14 protein-coding genes are annotated in these 17281 nt (G+C 63.4%); 12 read left to right on the forward strand and 2 right to left on the reverse strand.

Features of this window, described 5'->3' with window-relative positions:
- Nucleotides 1–292: 292 nt before the first annotated feature.
- The 11 genes from PPGU16_RS05450 (at nucleotide 293) to PPGU16_RS05500 (ending at nucleotide 13554) form a co-directional block, all read left to right on the forward strand.
- Nucleotides 293–1570, forward strand: coding sequence for a Zn-dependent hydrolase (locus tag PPGU16_RS05450; protein WP_042311320.1), 1278 nt, complete (start codon nucleotides 293–295; stop codon nucleotides 1568–1570).
- A 107-nt stretch (nucleotides 1571–1677) separates the two neighbouring features.
- Nucleotides 1678–3027: an NAD(P)-dependent oxidoreductase gene (locus tag PPGU16_RS05455; protein ID WP_180722025.1), complete on the forward strand. Its 1350-nt coding sequence runs from the start codon at nucleotides 1678–1680 to the stop codon at nucleotides 3025–3027.
- A gap of 70 nt (nucleotides 3028–3097) precedes the next feature.
- Nucleotides 3098–4411, forward strand: a complete 1314-nt coding sequence (gene preA / locus PPGU16_RS05460; protein ID WP_180722026.1) for an NAD-dependent dihydropyrimidine dehydrogenase subunit PreA — start codon at nucleotides 3098–3100, stop codon at nucleotides 4409–4411.
- Between the two features lie 39 nt (nucleotides 4412–4450).
- Nucleotides 4451–5950, forward strand: a complete 1500-nt coding sequence (locus tag PPGU16_RS05465) for an NCS1 family nucleobase:cation symporter-1 (RefSeq protein WP_180722027.1) — start codon at nucleotides 4451–4453, stop codon at nucleotides 5948–5950.
- 36 nt (nucleotides 5951–5986) lie between these two features.
- A complete protein-coding gene (hydA, locus tag PPGU16_RS05470) occupies nucleotides 5987–7438 on the forward strand; it encodes a dihydropyrimidinase (RefSeq protein ID WP_180722028.1) in 1452 nt (483 codons plus the stop codon).
- 348 nt (nucleotides 7439–7786) lie between these two features.
- Entirely contained in the window at nucleotides 7787–8569 is a 783-nt protein-coding gene (locus PPGU16_RS05475) for an amino acid ABC transporter substrate-binding protein (RefSeq protein ID WP_180722029.1), read from the forward strand.
- A 21-nt stretch (nucleotides 8570–8590) separates the two neighbouring features.
- Nucleotides 8591–9268, forward strand: a complete 678-nt coding sequence (locus PPGU16_RS05480; protein WP_007585514.1) for an amino acid ABC transporter permease — start codon at nucleotides 8591–8593, stop codon at nucleotides 9266–9268.
- Nucleotides 9269–9271: 3 nt separating this feature from the next.
- Entirely contained in the window at nucleotides 9272–10039 is a 768-nt protein-coding gene (locus PPGU16_RS05485; RefSeq protein WP_180722030.1) for an amino acid ABC transporter ATP-binding protein, read from the forward strand.
- Nucleotides 10040–10165: 126 nt separating this feature from the next.
- Complete coding sequence (locus PPGU16_RS05490) at nucleotides 10166–10615, forward strand: hypothetical protein (RefSeq protein ID WP_180722031.1); 450 nt, start codon at nucleotides 10166–10168, stop codon at nucleotides 10613–10615.
- Nucleotides 10616–10713: 98 nt separating this feature from the next.
- Complete coding sequence (locus PPGU16_RS05495; protein WP_007585520.1) at nucleotides 10714–10944, forward strand: hypothetical protein; 231 nt, start codon at nucleotides 10714–10716, stop codon at nucleotides 10942–10944.
- A 504-nt stretch (nucleotides 10945–11448) separates the two neighbouring features.
- Entirely contained in the window at nucleotides 11449–13554 is a 2106-nt protein-coding gene (locus tag PPGU16_RS05500) for a YadA family autotransporter adhesin (protein WP_180722032.1), read from the forward strand.
- Nucleotides 13555–13645: 91 nt separating this feature from the next.
- Here PPGU16_RS05500 and PPGU16_RS05505 read toward each other — a convergent pair whose 3' ends face one another.
- Entirely contained in the window at nucleotides 13646–14965 is a 1320-nt protein-coding gene (locus tag PPGU16_RS05505) for a DUF3443 domain-containing protein (protein WP_180722033.1), read from the reverse strand.
- 11 nt (nucleotides 14966–14976) lie between these two features.
- On the reverse strand, nucleotides 14977–15456 hold the full coding sequence (locus tag PPGU16_RS05510; protein WP_180722034.1) for a DUF2844 domain-containing protein: 480 nt from the start codon (nucleotides 15454–15456) through the stop codon (nucleotides 14977–14979).
- 488 nt (nucleotides 15457–15944) lie between these two features.
- Between PPGU16_RS05510 and bamC the strand changes: the two genes are divergently transcribed.
- Complete coding sequence (gene bamC / locus PPGU16_RS05515; protein ID WP_180722035.1) at nucleotides 15945–17168, forward strand: NlpB/DapX family lipoprotein; 1224 nt, start codon at nucleotides 15945–15947, stop codon at nucleotides 17166–17168.
- Nucleotides 17169–17281 lie beyond the last annotated feature (113 nt).

Genomic DNA, 17281 nt, shown 5'->3' on the forward strand with positions numbered 1-17281 from the left:
TGCAATGGCATGGTTCTCGCTCTCGTGTTCATCTGTTCCTGTCTGCACAAAAGACATTGATTTGATGTTTTTAATCGGCTACAACCTGTCCAATCGGACAGGATTCGCAGAGCGGCCGATGGCCAGGGTTTACCGCTAATACGAAGGCTTGGGAGCCGTGCACGCCGACTGTGCACGCATGCCCCAAAGCGAATTCGAACGCGCCGCGATGCACCAGTTTCACATCGTCGCGAGAGGACGCAAAGCCGCTCGCGGTTGAACTGCACAGCGTGTTGATCCAGAGGAGCAACGAATGAATGCGGTATCCGAAGCGTTGAAACAAGGACTCGATACGTCGATCACCGTCAACGGCAAACGTCTGTGGGACAGCCTGATGACGATGGCGAAGATCGGCGCGACGCAAAAGGGCGGCGTCTGCCGCCTCGCGCTGACCGACCTCGACAAGGAGGGGCGCGACCTGATCGTCAGTTGGGCGAAAGAGGCGGGCTGCACGGTCAGCGTCGATCAGATGGGCAACGTGTTCATGCGGCGTGCGGGTGTGAACCCGAATGCGCTGCCCGTGATGACCGGCTCGCATGCGGACTCGCAACCGACAGGCGGCCGCTTCGACGGCATCTACGGCGTGCTCGGCGGTCTTGAAGTGATCCGCAGCCTCAATGATCGCGGCATCGAGACCGAGCATCCGATCGAAGTCGTGATCTGGACCAACGAAGAAGGCTCGCGTTTTGCGCCCGCAATGGTGGCGTCCGGTGTGTTCGCGGGTGTCTTCACGCTCGACTACGGTTTGTCGCGCAAGGATGTCGACGGCAAGACGATCGGTGAAGAACTTAAACGCATCGGCTATGCGGGTGACGTGCCGTGCGGCGGCCGCCCGCTTCACGCAGCGTTCGAACTGCACATCGAACAGGGACCGATTCTCGAAGCGGAGCAGAAGACGATTGGCGTCGTCACCGATGCGCAAGGCCAACGCTGGTACGAAATCACGCTGACGGGGCAGGAAGCGCACGCGGGCCCGACGCCGATGCCGCGTCGCAAGGATGCGTTGCTCGGTGCGGCGCGCGTAGTCGATCTCGTGAACCGTATCGGTCTCGATCATGCGCCGCTCGCCTGCGCGACGGTCGGCATGATGCAGGTGCATCCGAACTCGCGCAACGTGATTCCCGGCCGCGTGTTTTTCACGGTCGATTTCCGCCATCCCGACGATGCCGTGCTCGCGAAAATGGACGCCGCGCTACGCGAAGGCGTCGCGAAGATCGCGGGCGGCATCGGCCTCGAAACGCAACTCGAACAGATCTTTTATTACGAGCCCGTCAAGTTCGACGCGGCCTGCGTGAAGTCCGTGCGCGCCGCTGCCGAGCGTTTCGGCTATCCGCATCGCGACATGGTGTCGGGCGCGGGTCACGACGCCTGCTATCTGTCGCAGGTGGCGCCGACATCGATGGTGTTCGTGCCGTGCGTAGACGGCATCAGTCACAACGAAATCGAAGACGCAACGCCCGAATGGATCGAGGCGGGCGCGAACGTGTTGCTGCACGCGATGCTGGAGCGCGCTTGCGAGCCTGCATCGTAAAAGTCTGATCACGCTGTAACGCTGCACCCATGAAACACGCCGTCCCGGCTTCGTTCAGGCGAAACCGGCAGGCACGGCTACGTCCTCACTTTGACGAAGGAAGAGTTATGGCTATCAGGCAAACGGGCGATATCGCGGTGCAGCGCTTGTCGTCCGAACAGCTTTCCTGCGAATTCGCCGACATTGCGCCGCTGCTCGATCCCACGGCAGCCGCCGCAGCCGCAAGCCGCTGTCACTACTGCTACGACGCACCGTGCGTGCAGGCGTGTCCCACGCAGATCGACATCCCGAGCTTCATTCGCAAGATCGGCAACGGCAATCTGAAGGGCGCCGCGACCGATATTCTTTCGGCGAATCCATTGGGCGGGATGTGCTCGCGTGTATGTCCAACCGAGATTCTTTGCGAAGGCGCATGCGTGCGCAATCACCAGGACGCGAAGCCCGTCGCGATTGGCGCATTGCAGCGTCATGCAACCGATTGGGCGATGGCGCGCGATGCCGTGAAATTCACGCGCGCGCCCGATAGCGGGCGGCATGTGGCCGTCGTCGGCGCGGGGCCGGCGGGACTGGCGTGCGCGCATCGGCTGGCCGTTGCGGGTCATCGCGTGACGATTTATGACGCGCACGACAAGGGCGGTGGCCTCAACGAATACGGCATCGCCGCCTATAAAACGGTCGATGACTTCGCGCAGCGTGAAGTGCAGTGGTTGCTGTCGGTAGGCGGTATCGAATTGAAGACGGGTGTGAAGCTGGGAGATGACGTGTCGCTCGATTCGCTGCGTCAACAACACGACGCCGTGTTTCTGTCAGTCGGCCTTGCTGGCGTGCGCGCGCTCGCACTCGAAGGCGAAGCGCTGAACGGTGTGATGGATGCCGTCGATTTCATCGAGCAGGTGCGTCAGGCGAGCGATCTCGGCACGGTGCCGGTCGGCCGCCGCGTGATCGTGATCGGCGGCGGCAATACGGCCGTCGATGCCGCCGTGCAAAGCCGCAAGCTCGGCGCAACGAGCGTGACGATGGTGTATCGCCGCGGCGTCGAATCGATGAGCGCAACGTGGGCCGAGCGCGATTTTGCGCAGACGCAGAGCGTGACGCTCATCACGCATGCAAAACCCGTGCGATTGATCGGCAGCGACGGTGTGGTGACGGGCGTCGAATTCGAACGCACGGCGAGCGACGGCAGCGCTGAGCGCTTCACGCTCGAAGCCGACATGGTGCTCAAGGCAATCGGCCAGACGCTCGTGAGCGTCGGCCTCGATCACGGACTGTTGACACTCGATCAAAGCCGCATCGCAGTCGGCGCCGACATGCGCACGTCACTGGACAAGGTGTGGGCGGGCGGCGATTGCGCGGCATCGGGCGGCGTCGATCTGACCGTGCAGGCGGTGCAGGACGGCAAGCTCGCGGCGGCATCGATCGATGCCGCGTTCTCGCTCGCCGCTGTCAAGGCAGCCTGAGACGCGAACGCACAACGCACACTCGCAGCACGCAACGTAAAGACAAAACCGAATCCCCACGGAGCCGAACATGGCTGATCTTCGCTGCACGATTGCCGGCATCACTTCGCCGAATCCTTTCTGGCTCGCGTCCGCGCCTCCAACGGACAAAGCCTATAACGTGAACCGCGCGTTCGAAGCGGGCTGGGGCGGCGTCGTATGGAAGACGCTCGGGCTCGACCCGCATGTGGTCAACGTCAGTTCGCGTTACGGCGCGGTGCAATGGAACGGCCAGCGCATGGCGGGCCTGAACAATATCGAACTGATCACCGACCGGCCGCTCGATGTCAATCTGCGCGAGATCAGAGAGGTCAAGCGCGACTGGCCCGACCGCGCGATGATCGTCTCGCTGATGGTGCCGTGTAACGAGCGCGACTGGAAATGGATTCTGCCGCTCGTCGAAGACACGGGCGCCGACGCCGTCGAACTCAACTTCGGCTGCCCACACGGGATGAGCGAGCGCGGCATGGGCTCGGCTGTCGGTCAGGTGCCCGAGTACATCGAGATGGTCACGCGCTGGGTGAAGGAAGGCACGAAGCTGCCTTGCCTCGTGAAGCTCACGCCGAACATCAGCGATATCCGCATGGGCTCGCGCGCCGCATACAAGGGCGGCGCGGATGGCGTGTCGCTGATCAACACGATCAACTCGATCGTTGCCGTCGATCTCGACCAGATGGCGCCGATGCCGACCGTCGATGGCAAGGGCACGCACGGCGGCTACTGCGGCCCGGCCGTGAAGCCGATCGCATTGAACATGGTCGCCGAGATCGCGCGCGATCCTGAAACGCCGAATCTGCCGATCTCCGGCATCGGCGGCATTTCGTCGTGGCGCGACGCGGCCGAGTTCATGGTGCTCGGCGCGGGTAGCGTGCAGGTGTGTACGGCCGCCATGCATTACGGCTTTCGCATCGTCTCCGATCTCGCGGACGGCCTGTCGAACTGGATGGACGAAAAGGGCTACGCGACGCTCGACGACATTCGCGGCCGCGCGGTGCCGAACGTCACCGACTGGAAGTACCTGAACATGAAGTACGACATCAAGGCGCGCATCGATCAGGACAAGTGCATTCAGTGCGGCCTCTGTCATATCGCGTGCGAAGACACGTCGCACCAGGCCATCACGCGCGAGAAGGACGGCAAGCGCCATTTCGAAGTGGTCGATGCGGAATGCGTCGGGTGCAATCTTTGCATGCATGTGTGCCCGGTCGAGCAATGCATCACGATGGAGCGCGTCGATAGCGGCGAATACGCGAACTGGACCACGCATCCGAACAATCCGGCACGGGTCGTTGCGGATGCAGCTGAAACAACGCACACACAACAACACGCGGCAAAAGCGGCCTGAACGACAACAGTCAACGAGAGATCAAGTGGAGATCCATCGATGAAGCAGACAGCGCAAACGGCCGATGCGACGCACGCCGGCAGCAGCCTCTATAACGAAGACCTCGCGCCGACGGGCCCCGCGCAGCGCACGTGGAAGTGGTATCACTTTGCCGCGCTGTGGGTCGGCATGGTGATGAACATCGCCTCTTACATGCTCGCGGCCGGCTTGACGGAAGAGGGCATGTCACCGTGGCAGGCGGTGCTGACGGTATTGCTCGGCAACCTGATCGTGCTGGTGCCGATGCTGCTGATCGGCCACGCTGGCGCGAAGCACGGCATTCCGTACGCAGTGCTGGTGCGTTCGTCATTCGGCACGCAGGGCGCGAAACTGCCCGCGATGCTGCGCGCGATCGTCGCGTGTGGCTGGTATGGCATCCAGACGTGGCTCGGCGGCAGCGCGATCTACACGCTGCTCAACATCCTGACGGGCAACGCACTGCACGGCGCGGCGCTGCCGTTTCTCGACATTTCGATCGGACAGCTTGCGTGCTTTCTCGCGTTCTGGGCATTGCAGATCTACTTCATCGTGCACGGCACCGACTCGATCCGCTGGCTTGAAAGCTGGTCGGCGCCCATCAAGGTCGTGATGTGCATCGCGCTCGTATGGTGGGCAACGTCGAAGGCGGGCGGCGTCGGTTCGATGTTGTCTGCGCCTTCGCAATTCGCGCCGGGCGGCAAGAAAGAAGGGCTGTTCTGGGTCACGTTCTGGCCCGGCCTTACGGCAATGGTCGGCTTCTGGGCGACGCTCGCCCTCAACATTCCCGACTTCACGCGCTTTGCGAAGACGCAGCGCGATCAGATCATCGGCCAGTCGATTGGCCTGCCCGTGCCGATGGCGCTGCTGTCGGTGATTTCGGTGGTCGTCACGTCGGCGACGGTCGTGATCTACGGCAAGGCGATCTGGGACCCAATCGATCTGACCAGCCGCATGACGGGCATCGGCGTCGGCGTCGCGCTCATCATCCTCACGCTCGATACGATGTGCTGCAATCTCGCGGCGAACCTGGTCGGGCCCGCGTACGACTTTTCGAGCCTGTGGCCAAAGGGCATTTCGTATCGCGCCGGCGGGATGATTACCGCGACCATCGCGATCGTGATGATGCCGTGGAAGATTCTCGCGACCACGCAGGGCTACATCTTCACGTGGCTCGTAGGTTATTCGGCATTGCTCGGCCCTGTCGCGGGCATCCTGATGGTCGACTACTTTTTCATTCGCGGCACACGGCTTGATCAGCGCGAACTGTTCGACGAGAACGGCGAATACAGCTACACGGGCGGCTGGAACATCGCTGCTGTCGTCGCGCTGGTAATCGGCGTGCTGCCGAATCTGCCGGGCTTTTTGCATACCGCGTTTCCCGCGTCGTTTCCGAATGTGCCCGCGTTCTTCAACACGCTTTATACGTATGCGTGGTTCGTGGGACTGGCGCTCGCATCCATCGTGTACGGCACATGGATGAAGATGCGCCGCAGTCCCGGCGCGAGCATGGCGAGCGCCTGAATCGCGGTTCTAGTGAATTCATAGAGGAGGCACCCGATGACAACCCTGATTCGCGGCGGCACGGTAATCGATTCGGACCGCACGCACAGAGCCGATGTGCTGATCGCGGACCCGCAGGATGGCGGCACGATCCTGCAGATCGAACGCACGATCGATCCGCCCGCGGGCGCGAACATCGTCGATGCGCACGATCAGTACGTGATGCCGGGCGGCATCGATCCGCACACGCATATGGAACTGCCCTTCATGGGCACGACGGCCAGCGACGACTTCTATACGGGCACGGCGGCGGGCCTGTCGGGCGGCACGACGAGCATCATCGACTTCGTCATTCCCAGCCCGAAGCAGCCGCTGATGGACGCATTCAAGGAGTGGCGCGGCTGGGCAGAGAAAGCATCCGCCGATTACGGCTTTCATGTGGCCGTGACATGGTGGGACGATTCCGTGTATCGCGACATGGGCACGCTCGTGCACGAGCATGGCGTGTCGAGCTTCAAGCACTTCATGGCCTACAAGAACGCGATCATGGCCGACGACGAAGTGCTCGTGAACAGCTTCTCGCGTTCGCTCGAACTCGGCGCGCTGCCGACCGTGCACGCGGAAAACGGCGAACTCGTGTTCCAGTTGCAGAAGCAGTTGCTCGCGAAGGGCTTCAAGGGGCCGGAGGCGCATCCGTTGTCGCGTCCGCCCGAGGTCGAGGGCGAGGCAGCGAACCGTGCGATCCGCATTGCGCAGGTGCTCGGCGTGCCCGTGTACATCGTGCATGTGTCATCGAAGGAAGCCGTCGAAGCGATTTCGCGTGCGCGCAACGAAGGGCAGCGGGTGTTCGGCGAAGTGCTGCCGGGGCATCTGGTGATCGACGAATCGGTGTATCGCGATCCCGACTGGACGCGCGCCGCCGCGCACGTGATGAGCCCGCCGTTCCGCACGAGCGAGCATCGCGAGGCGTTGTGGCGCGGGCTGCAGGCGGGCCAGTTGCATACCACGGCCACCGACCACTGCGTGTTCTGCGCGTCGCAGAAGGCGATGGGCCGCGAGGACTTCACGAAGATTCCGAACGGCTGCGGCGGTGTCGAAGACCGGATGTCGGTGTTGTGGCATGAGGGCGTGAACCAGGGGCGCATCACGCCGAACGAGTTCGTGCGCATCACGTCGGCGAACGCCGCGCAGATTTTCAACCTGTACCCGCGCAAGGGCGCGGTGCAGGTCGGCGCGGACGCAGATCTCGTCATCTGGGACCCGACCGCGACGAAGACGATCTCGGTGAAGACGCATCATCAGAAGGTCGACTTCAATGTCTTCGAAGGGATGACGGTGCAGGGCGTCGCGATGCACACGTTCACGCGCGGCGCGCATGCGTGGGCCGACGGCGATCTGCGTGCGCAACGCGGCGCGGGTCAATATCTGAAGCGTCCGCCGAACGCCGCCTATTACGACGCCGTGCGGGTCGCGAACAAGTTGAAGGAGCCGCACCCCGTCGAGCGCTGACGGCGTTGCCGCACCCGCTTCGTCGCGGTGCAGCACGCGCGGCCGCCCCCGCATTTTCGAGCGGGAGCGGCCGTTTTCGTTTTCGGGTATGCTTTCGCGCCTCGTTGCAGGCAACATGCCGGCAACAGCAAGGCCCCATGGCCTGCAGGGGTTTGGCCTGCCACCGTATACTCCCGCATTGCGCAAACCCGCTATATCGGTCTAGTTTATTCCGCCTCGGCATATGAATAAGCCTTCAAATGCGTTGTGGAAATAAGGACCGTTTGCTACAGTCCGCCCACGCTGCCGGACGGGTGTTCCTGCAGACAAAACGCAAAACCGGACAAAACGAACCTCGGAGCACACTCTATGAAGTCGATTCGATCCCTTCTGCTGATCGGCCTGCTGCAAGTCGCTACCGCGACGGCCGCGTTCGCCGCTGACGACCTCGCGAAGATCAAGTCCGCCGGCGCCTTCAAGGTCGGCACGGAAGGCACGTATGCGCCGTTCACGTACCACGACGCGTCGAACCAGTTGACGGGCTTCGACGTCGATATCGCCCGTGCTATCGCGGCGAAACTGGGCGTGAAAGCGGAGTTCATCGAGGGCAAGTGGGACGGCCTGATCGCCGGTCTCGACGCGAACCGCTATGACGCGGTGATCAACGAAGTGGCCGTCACCGACGCGCGCAAGCAGAAGTACGACTTCTCGGACCCGTACATCGTGTCGCACGCCGCGCTGATCGTGGCCTCGAACAACAGCACGATCAAGAACTTCGACGACCTGAAGGGCAAGAAGTCGGCCAACACGCTGACCAGCAACTTCGGCAAGATCGCCGCCGCGCACGGCGCGGAAGTGATCCCCGTGCAGGGCTTCAACGAATCGATCGATCTGCTGACGTCGGGCCGCGTCGACGCGACGGTCAACGACTCGCTGTCGTTCCTCGACTTCAAGAAGCACAAGCCGGATGCGAAGGTGAAGATCGCCGCCATCGATACCTCTTCGGACAGCTCAGACCATTCGGCCGTCCTGATCCGCAAAGGCAATCCTGAACTGCAGGCAGCGATCAACAAGGCGCTCGCCGAGATCAAGGCGGACGGCACGTACGCGAAGATCTCCGAAAAGTACTTCGGCAAAGACGTTTCCAAGTAAGCGACAAGGCGAGTCTGAATCATGCCTGCATGGTTGCACCTGATGGGTGAATCACTGTGGCCGCTGCTGTATGCGGGCCTCGTGTTCACCGTGCCGTTGACCCTCGTGTCGTTTGCGATCGGGATCGCGCTTGCGTTCATCGTGGCGCTGGTCCGGCTGTTTGGGCCCGGGTGGTCGGTGGCGATCGTGCGTTTCTACGTGTGGCTGTTTCGTGGCTCGCCGCTGCTGGTCCAGCTGTTCGTCATCTTCTATGGCTTGCCGAACGTGGGGATCGTGCTCGATCCGCTGACGGCCGCCATCATCGGCTTCTCGCTGAACGTCGGCGCGTATAACTCGGAAGTGATACGCGGCGTGATCGAGTCGATCCCGAAAGGGCAGTGGGAAGCCGCGTACTCGATGGGCATGACGCGCGGCCAGGCACTGCGCCGCGCGATCCTGCCGCAGGCGGCACGCGTCGCGCTGCCGCCGCTGTCGAATTCATTCATCGCGCTCGTGAAGGACACGTCGCTCGCCGCCGTGCTTACCGTGCCGGAAATTTTCCAGGCCGCACAGCGCATCGCGTCGGTGACGTACGAGCCGCTGATTCTCTATACGGAAGCCGCGCTGATCTATCTGGTGTTCAGCTCGGTGCTGTCGTCCGCGCAGGTGCGCCTCGAACGCCGCTTCGGCCGTCACGCGCTTTTCACGTCGGGTAACTGAACGATGATCCGCCTCGAAAAAATCGAAAAGTATTTCGGCGATCATCGCGTGCTGAACAGCGTCGATCTTGCGCTCGCGCAAGGCAATGTGACCGCGCTGATCGGGCCGTCGGGCAGCGGCAAAAGTACGCTGCTGCGCTGCGTGAACCTGCTCGAAATCCCCGAAGCCGGTTCGCTCGAACTCGGCGACCAGCGCATCCAGTTCAGCCGCACGGAAAAGCCGTCGAAGGAAGCCGTGCTCGCGATTCGCCGCCGCACGGGCATGGTGTTCCAGAACTTCCAGCTGTTCCCGCATCGCACGGTGATCGAGAACGTGATGGAAGGGCTTCTCACCGTGCAGAAGTGGGACCGCGAACGCGCGCGGGTGCGCGCGCTCGAATTGCTGGAGAAGGTCGGCATCGCGCACAAGGCCGATGCGTGGCCCGTCACGCTGTCGGGCGGTCAGCAGCAGCGCGTCGCGATTGCGCGGGCGCTGGCGCCTTCGCCCGAAGTGCTGCTGTGCGACGAGCCGACCTCCGCGCTCGATCCGGGCCTTGCCGCCGAAGTGGTCGAAGTGCTGCGCCAGCTCGCAAAAGAAGGCATGACAATGCTGATGGCGACGCACGATCTGCGGCTCGCGGCATCGATCGCGCGCAACGTGGTGTTTCTGAGCAACGGCTCGATCGTCGAGCAAGGCCATTCGCGCGATATCTTCACGCGGCCTCAGCAGCCGGAAACCGCGAGCTTCGTGTCGACGCTGACGCAGAGCCTGCCGGACAGCTGGGAAGACTGAACGCTGTCTGTCGATGCATTTGAGAGGGCGCCTGCGGGCGCCCTTGTTTCTTTCCGGGCTCCCCGCTCCATGCTCGCGGCGGACAGCTACGCTACAATGGCCGTCGCCCTGAACGATGGAAGATCGATGAAGACCCGCACTCCTGTTATCGCCTGCTGCATGGTTGCCGCCGCTTTGTCCGCGGGCTGCGCGGCCGTGTACAAGAACACGAGCGCATGCGAGCAGACGATGCGGCAGTCGGCGAGCGAGCTTTCCGGCAGGGACACGCTGAAGGTGACGCACGCGGGTTCGGGCATTCACGGCAGCCGGGTGGTCGTCGAAGGCACGCTCGAGCACCCGCAGACGGCGTCGGAAGCCGCTGTCGCGAAGCCGCCCAACACCAATATCATCGAAGCCGGGCTGCTCGCGCCCCTCATGGCCGCGATCGAAAAGACCAAGCCGCCGACGACCGCCGTGCCTGCCGCAGCCGAGTGCACGTATGACGCGAACGGCCAGCAGAGCGCGTTCCGCTGGCTGGCGCCGGCGCGCCTCGCGAAAGACACGTCGCCGGACGACGAAACGCACACCGACGAGTGACGCGGGCGGTGTCCACGCCGCGCTTCCGCCATGCTGCAACGCACGCAATCCCGCCATGCTAGGATTTCCGCGTGCAACGCAGATGTCAGGAGGACAGCATGGACGGCTTCGTCAGACATCAGATTGAAGGCGCATCCGTCGATATCGACGTCGTGCCCGTCACGCCGCGCGGCTACTGCGCGCGCTTTCGCATCTTCCGCGACGCCGCCGACAAACCCGAATGGCATCAGGTCCATGTGTCGGGCAGCGTGTTCGATACGCCTGAAGAAGCCGAGGAAGCTGCGCGTTCAATGGCGCTCGAACAGGTGCTGGCGGGCGGCGGCTCGTAGCGCGGCCCGGTTTTGTTGCCATCCGGGCGCGTAGCCCGAATTCCTTCTCGCCGGTTCTTGTCCGGCTCGTTCGCGCATTGTCGTCGCGCGCTTTCCCTTGCTTATCGTCCCGTTCGTTTCGTGCGGCTTGCGTGGCCTTCTGACGCGCCTCGCGTCCGCGGATCGAAGAATTCCGACTTTGGGAGTTTTCTTGTATTGACGGGTGAACCGTCTCCGTAGGATTTGCCTGTCGTAACCGACATCGAAGAAGTGACGGTACGTAGGAGGCATTCTTGCGGAGGCGTAGGTGCAATCGTCAATCAGATACTGTGCCCATTTTGGTTCGGTATACGAAGCGAATGATCCGCGCGCCGTTCGATGTCATGTTTTTGGGGAGAGAGGTCATTACCTGTACCAAGGTTTTGGATGAGCAATTTGCAAAGCGTAATAGCTGTTGGACGTAAGTCGGCTGCTTCGCCGGTTCGCCGCGCGGACGGGCGTTTAGGTCGACGCGGGTATGCCGGCATGGCCGTCGCGATCAGTGTGGGGACGATGACAGCGGCGCCGCACGCGGCGCGTGCTGCTCCCGTCACCGATTACATCGCGGTAAGCAACAACGTGAACCCCGGTGCGCCCACCACGGCGTCGAACAACCTGAACACGATGGCCATCGGGCCATCTGCGACGGCATGGGGCGACGATGCGTTGGCCGTTGGAGGAGGGGCGGGCGCGGCTCGCACGGGATCGACCGCGATTGGCTCGCGCTCGGCTGCATTGGCGATGAACTCGCTGGTGATCGGCTTAGGCGCGTCGACAGGCTTCAATGCCGACAGAGCCGTGTCGATCGGCTATATGGCAGGGTCGGACGGGATCGATGCACTCGGGTTCGGTTCGTTTTCAATGGCGTCCGGGCAGCGGTCGCTCGCCTTCGGCGTCAACGCATTCACCGGTACTAACGCCCCAGATAGCGTGGCGCTAGGGCCGAACAGTCTGGTCCTGGCGCCCGGCGCTGTCGCGTTGGGCGCGAACGCAAAGGCCGACCGCGCGAACACGGTGTCCGTGGGCAATACGACGCTGCAACGTCAGATCGTCAACCTCGCAGCGGGCACGGCGGACACGGACGCGGTCAACGTCAGTCAGTTGCGCGGCGCTGTGTCGTCAGGTCTGGCGGATGCCGTCATGTACGACTCGTCCGCGCATGACTCCGTCACGCTGGGCGGCGTGACAGCAAGCGTGCCCGTGCGGCTCGGCAACGTGGCCAACGGCGCCGTCGATGCGGCCAGCCGCGATGCGATCAACGGCAGTCAACTGTACGGGCTGAGCGCAAGTGTCGCGTCGGCGCTAGGCGGCGGCGCGTCGGTGTCGCCCGACGGAACGGTCGCGGCACCGACCTATCGCGTGGGCGGCAGCGTGTTTCGCAATGTCGGCGACGCGCTCGGCAATCTCGATACCCGAGTCACGAGCAACACCAGCGCGATCAACGATCTCAACATCGCACTCGGCAACGTGATCAACAGCGGCGTCGAGCCGCGCTACTTCCACGCCAGCTCGACACTTGCCGACTCGCTGGCAACCGGCGTCGAGTCCGTCGCGATTGGCGGCGGCGCACAGGCCGCGTATTCGAATTCGGTCGCGCTCGGCTCCAACGCGGTGGCCGATCGCGCAAATTCGGTGTCGGTGGGATCGGCGGGCAACGAGCGGCAGATCACGCATGTCGCTGCCGGTACGGCCGACACCGACGCGGTCAACGTCGCTCAGTTGAAGCAGGCGGGGCTGGTTGACGGCAACGGCCATATGGCGAGCGCAGTGGTCTACGACAACGCGGGCGGCCAGGTCGACTACGCGAACGTCACCCTCGGGCAAGGCGTGGCGGGTGGCACTGCCATTCACAATCTGGCCAACGGTGTACTGGCTAGCGACGCCATCAATCTCGGTCAGTTGAACGACGCAATGAACCGGGTCGTCAACGTGCAGACGGCGTCTATGCCGTTCGTCAGCGCGAATGGCGACGCGACCACGGAAGCCGCGTCCGCGACGGGTACGCATGCTACGGCCGTCGGCGCAGCCGCGGTCGCGAATGGCGATCAGGCCACGGCGATCGGCGGCGGCGCGCAGTCCAACGCGACCGCAGCGACGGCCGTCGGCGCACAGGCCGTCGTCACTGGCGCAAACGCTTCGGCCGTCGGCGCGGGCAGCCAGGCCAGTGCGGGCAATGCGGTTGCGCTGGGCGCGGGATCGGTGGCGGATCGGGCGAATACCGTGTCGGTCGGTCAGGCGGGCAGCGAACGGCAGATCGTCAACGTCGCGCCCGGCACGCATGGTACGGACGCTGTCAACCTGAACCAGTTGAACGCGGCTGTCGACCAGACGTATCAGTCGATCAACGATCTCGACCGAAGCACACGCAAAGGCATCGCATCCGCTTCTGCGTTGCAGATCGTGACGCCCTATCTGCCCGGACGCACCACGCTCAACGCCGGGGTTGCCGGCTATCGCGGCCAGGCGGCGTTTGGGCTGGGCGTGTCGCGCTGGAACGAGAAGGGGACGATCAATCTCAATGCGGGCGTCGCGTCGTCGGGCAGTAACAGTACGATTGTGCGCGCGGGTATCGGCATCGTGCTCGGCAACTGACTGCGACGAGCTGGCGCGGGTGTCCGTTTCATCGACACCCGTGCCAGACGTCGCGTTACGACGGTTCATCAACCGCGCATGAGCGGCAGGTTCAAAACGCGTAGAACGGGCCCTTGCCGGCGGAAGTCAGGCGCGATTCGATCGCGGTGTAGACGCGCCGTCCGAAGAAGAACGGCAGCCCCCAGTCGAATGCGTTCGAGGGACCGCCCAGGTTGTTGAACGCATAGTTCTGGGTGGCGAACAGCGTTTGCGCGTTGGCAATTGAAAACGCCGGCGAAGCCGATGCGCCATTGGTGCCCGTCACCGTCGCCGTCAGCGATTGCGTCGACGCGGGGCACCACCAGAACCCACAACGCGTGAGCGTGGTACTCGGGAAGAACAGGCCGTTCGAACCGCTGTCGAAAAAGCTTTGTGAATAGGGTTGTCCGTCGAGCGAGGTCGTCACATAGCCACTCGTCGTGTTGGCCTTCAGGACAGTCGCACTGCCGAGCGTATTGTTGGCCTGCGTGCCGATGCCGAAGATCATCGATCCATTCAAGGTCGCGGCGCCGTTCGGACCCACGGCGGGCAGATCGATCACGATGCCGTTGTTGTCGAGCGCAAACTGGCTGATGGGATTGGACACCTGTTGAGCAAGCGGCTGCCTGGTCGATATGCACGCGCCCGCCGGGTCGCACGCGTAATACCAGCGAGGCAAGGCCGACGCGATACAGCCGCCGCCGCAATCGGCCGAAAACAGGCCGACGCCGAGGATGCCGTTCACCCGCAGCGTGCTGGGCGTCATCATCGGCAGGCCTGAAGCGGCGCAGTCGGACGGCACGGTCGGAACGGAGGGGTCGGCGATCACCTGGATCGCGATGCCGGGCGCGAGCTGGCCGGCCATGCGGACATCGGCGGTGCGCACGGCGCCCCAGGTGAAGCCCGTGCCGAACACGCTGCATTCCCCGTTGAGCGTGTTGGCCGTGCCCGCAGCCGGTGTGGCGGGCACGGCGGGCAGCATGAGGCTCGCTGGCAATTGCGAGGCGAGCACACGCAGGCCCTGCGAACCCGTATCGACCTGCACGTTATCGATCGTCGCGCAGTTCGACGTGCCAGGTACGCATACCGTCACGCTCGTCGTGAGCATGTTGCGGGTCTGCGTGGGCGTCGACGTGACGACCACGGGGTGAACGTTAGGGATCGTCGATTGCGGCACGGTCGCGACGGGCGAACTGGCAGGCGCGGCAGCGCTGGCCGATGGCGCGCCACTGGCCGTTACGCCTGGCGACGCGGGAGTTGACTGGGGCGAATTGCCGGCGGTGTTCGTCGTGCCGGAACTGCCGCCGCCGCATCCGGCTAACGTGATGAGTGCGGCGAGTGTGACGATCGTGGCCTGCGCAAAGCGAACTGCACCTTTCCGTACGTTGTTCATCGCAAGTCCCGTCAGCGCAGATCGACGAGTGAAACGTCGGCTGGAAGGGCCGCCGGCAACCACGCGCGACCGACATAACTGCGCATCTGTCCACCCGCTTCGATGATGACGTCCGGTTGCTCGACGCGCGACGCATGAAGATGCCCCGTCGCGTTGAACTGTGCCGCAGCATTCGCGCGATAACGCTCCGCATAGGGGCCTAGGATGCGCGTCAGGTCCGGCATGGTCGGGCCTTGCCACGCGCAGGCGAAGATCAAACCGTCGCGGGTGGCGTACTCGTTGATGGTCGTGCCACCTGCGTCAATGGTCGAACGCACCCGGACCGCGCTGCCCGGCAACACGCGCTGTGTCGAGTTGTCGTTGACCTGGGACGCGGCCATCGTGCCGCCGAGTTGGGCAAGCGCGTCGCCGGCGGCGAGCGCGTTCGCGCACAGCGCAATCACGACGGATGTGGCGATGGTGATCGCCGGATGAGTCTGGATGAATGACATGTTGCAACTCCCTCGGGCCCTCGGATTATTTTTAAGATCGTTAATTCAAGATAGCACCGAGGTTTTGAGATTAAATTTGCGACCGCAGAAACGTCAGGGGTGCGTCTCAAAATAAAGCGCGCCGGATACGCACATTTAATCCATCGAAATCAATGACATAGGACAAGGGCGTGGGTCGTTCTCGCCGCCCCAAACACTGTGTCGGAATGTTAAATATCGGGCCGTCAACCGGTCGGAAATGCGGACTTCCCGATTCATTGTGAGATGATGCGTGCGGTTTTTTTGCGCCGCGGGGCGGCCTGCACGAAAGTTCGCAATTCGAACACGCGCCGCGACAGGCGGGACGGCGTAATCGGGCCTCGGCCGTAAGCAAAATGACGCGCGGTAAGCCGCGCTTTTTGCACTTCGCGTCGCCGGGCCGGTAAAATGATGGGTTAGTCCACGGACTTGCCGTGGCTTCCGTGGCTTATAGGAAGGATTCCTGGAACATGACTGAACTTCGTCTCACCAAGCGGTTTGCAGCATTGCTGATGGCAGGCGGTCTGGTCGCCGGCTGCGGCACGTCGTCGCCGACCAAGATCGACTACAAGAGCGACTCGAAATCGAAGGAAGTGTCACTCGCTGTTCCGCCGAACATGCTCGAGGAAACCGCAGACCAGCGCTCGCTGCCGCCGCAAAGCGGTCAGACGTCGCTGTCCACGCTGCAGCAGGTGCAAAGCGATGCGCCGACCACGGCAGTCGTGGCACCGAACGTCAGTGGCATGCATATCCAGCGCGACGGCACGGAAAGCTGGCTCGTGCTCGACAACCAGACCCCGGACAAGGCGTGGCCGCAAATCCGCCGTTTCTGGCAGGAACAGGGCTTTCTGCTCGTCGTCGACCAGCGCGACAAGGGCGTGATGGAGACGGACTGGAACGAAACGCATCCGTCCATCAATGACGGGCTGATCCGCAGCACGCTGTCGAAGGCGATGGGCAACTCGTACGTGACGGCCGAGCGCAACAAGTACCGCACGCGTCTCGAAGCGGCGCCGAACGGCGGCACCTATGTGTTCATCAGCCAGAAGGGCTTGCGCGAAGCGCTCAGCGGCACGAACAACGACACCAGCAAGTGGGAGCCGAAGCCGAACGATCCCGGGCTGGAAACCGAATACCTGAAACGCCTGATGGCAGCGCTCGCCAAGAACGACACGGGCACGCGGACCGCGAACGCGACGGCAGATGTGTCGCCGGCCGGCTCGCAAACGCCGCCGAACGCAGCGGCGGGCGGCGCGAAATCCGCGGCGGCCGCAACGGCTGCGCAGAACGTCGCGCTGGCCGGACAAACGCCGATGCGGGATCCTTCGTCGGCGGATACGTCCGCGCAGTTCTCGTCGACGGAACTGACGCTTGGCGAGCCGTATGATCGCGCGTGGCTGCGCGTCGGTCTCGCGCTCGACCGCAGCAATTTCACGGTCGACGACCGCGATCTCACGCGCGGCCTGTACTTTGTCCGCTATGTCGATCCGAAGGATATGACGTCGGCCGAGCAGGGCTTCTGGAGCCAGGTGTTCCACGGCCGCAAGGAAAAGGTTGCCAAGCAATATCGCGTGAACGTTCGCGCAGTGACGCCGAACCAGACGCGTGTCGCTGTCGTCGACGACAAGGGCGACGTCGATTCGTCGCCGCAAGCCAAGCAGATCATGTCGCTGATGGTCGATCAGTTGCATTGACGCTGGAGGCCGCGCGCCTCGCGCGGCCTCGCAAAGAAGCCCGCCTGACGGAGATCGTCACGCGGGCTTTTTTATTGCCGCCGGGCTCCGCGTCGGCAACTTCCTCTAGTCCA

This window comes from Paraburkholderia largidicola (assembly GCF_013426895.1).
Taxonomy (GTDB): Bacteria; Pseudomonadota; Gammaproteobacteria; order Burkholderiales; family Burkholderiaceae; genus Paraburkholderia; species Paraburkholderia largidicola.

Bases quoted from the DNA above. Each gene is read 5' to 3' on its own strand.
- PPGU16_RS05450 (WP_042311320.1), top strand. From the start codon at position 293: ATGAATGCGGTATCCGAAGCGTTGAAACAAGGACTCGATACGTCGATC.
- PPGU16_RS05455 (WP_180722025.1), top strand. From the start codon at position 1,678: ATGGCTATCAGGCAAACGGGCGATATCGCGGTGCAGCGCTTGTCGTCC.
- preA (WP_180722026.1), top strand. From the start codon at position 3,098: ATGGCTGATCTTCGCTGCACGATTGCCGGCATCACTTCGCCGAATCCT.
- PPGU16_RS05465 (WP_180722027.1), top strand. From the start codon at position 4,451: ATGAAGCAGACAGCGCAAACGGCCGATGCGACGCACGCCGGCAGCAGC.
- hydA (WP_180722028.1), top strand. From the start codon at position 5,987: ATGACAACCCTGATTCGCGGCGGCACGGTAATCGATTCGGACCGCACG.
- PPGU16_RS05475 (WP_180722029.1), top strand. From the start codon at position 7,787: ATGAAGTCGATTCGATCCCTTCTGCTGATCGGCCTGCTGCAAGTCGCT.
- PPGU16_RS05480 (WP_007585514.1), top strand. From the start codon at position 8,591: ATGCCTGCATGGTTGCACCTGATGGGTGAATCACTGTGGCCGCTGCTG.
- PPGU16_RS05485 (WP_180722030.1), top strand. From the start codon at position 9,272: ATGATCCGCCTCGAAAAAATCGAAAAGTATTTCGGCGATCATCGCGTG.
- PPGU16_RS05490 (WP_180722031.1), top strand. From the start codon at position 10,166: ATGAAGACCCGCACTCCTGTTATCGCCTGCTGCATGGTTGCCGCCGCT.
- PPGU16_RS05495 (WP_007585520.1), top strand. From the start codon at position 10,714: ATGGACGGCTTCGTCAGACATCAGATTGAAGGCGCATCCGTCGATATC.
- PPGU16_RS05500 (WP_180722032.1), top strand. From the start codon at position 11,449: ATGGCCGTCGCGATCAGTGTGGGGACGATGACAGCGGCGCCGCACGCG.
- PPGU16_RS05505 (WP_180722033.1), bottom strand. From the start codon at position 14,965: ATGAACAACGTACGGAAAGGTGCAGTTCGCTTTGCGCAGGCCACGATC.
- PPGU16_RS05510 (WP_180722034.1), bottom strand. From the start codon at position 15,456: ATGTCATTCATCCAGACTCATCCGGCGATCACCATCGCCACATCCGTC.
- bamC (WP_180722035.1), top strand. From the start codon at position 15,945: ATGACTGAACTTCGTCTCACCAAGCGGTTTGCAGCATTGCTGATGGCA.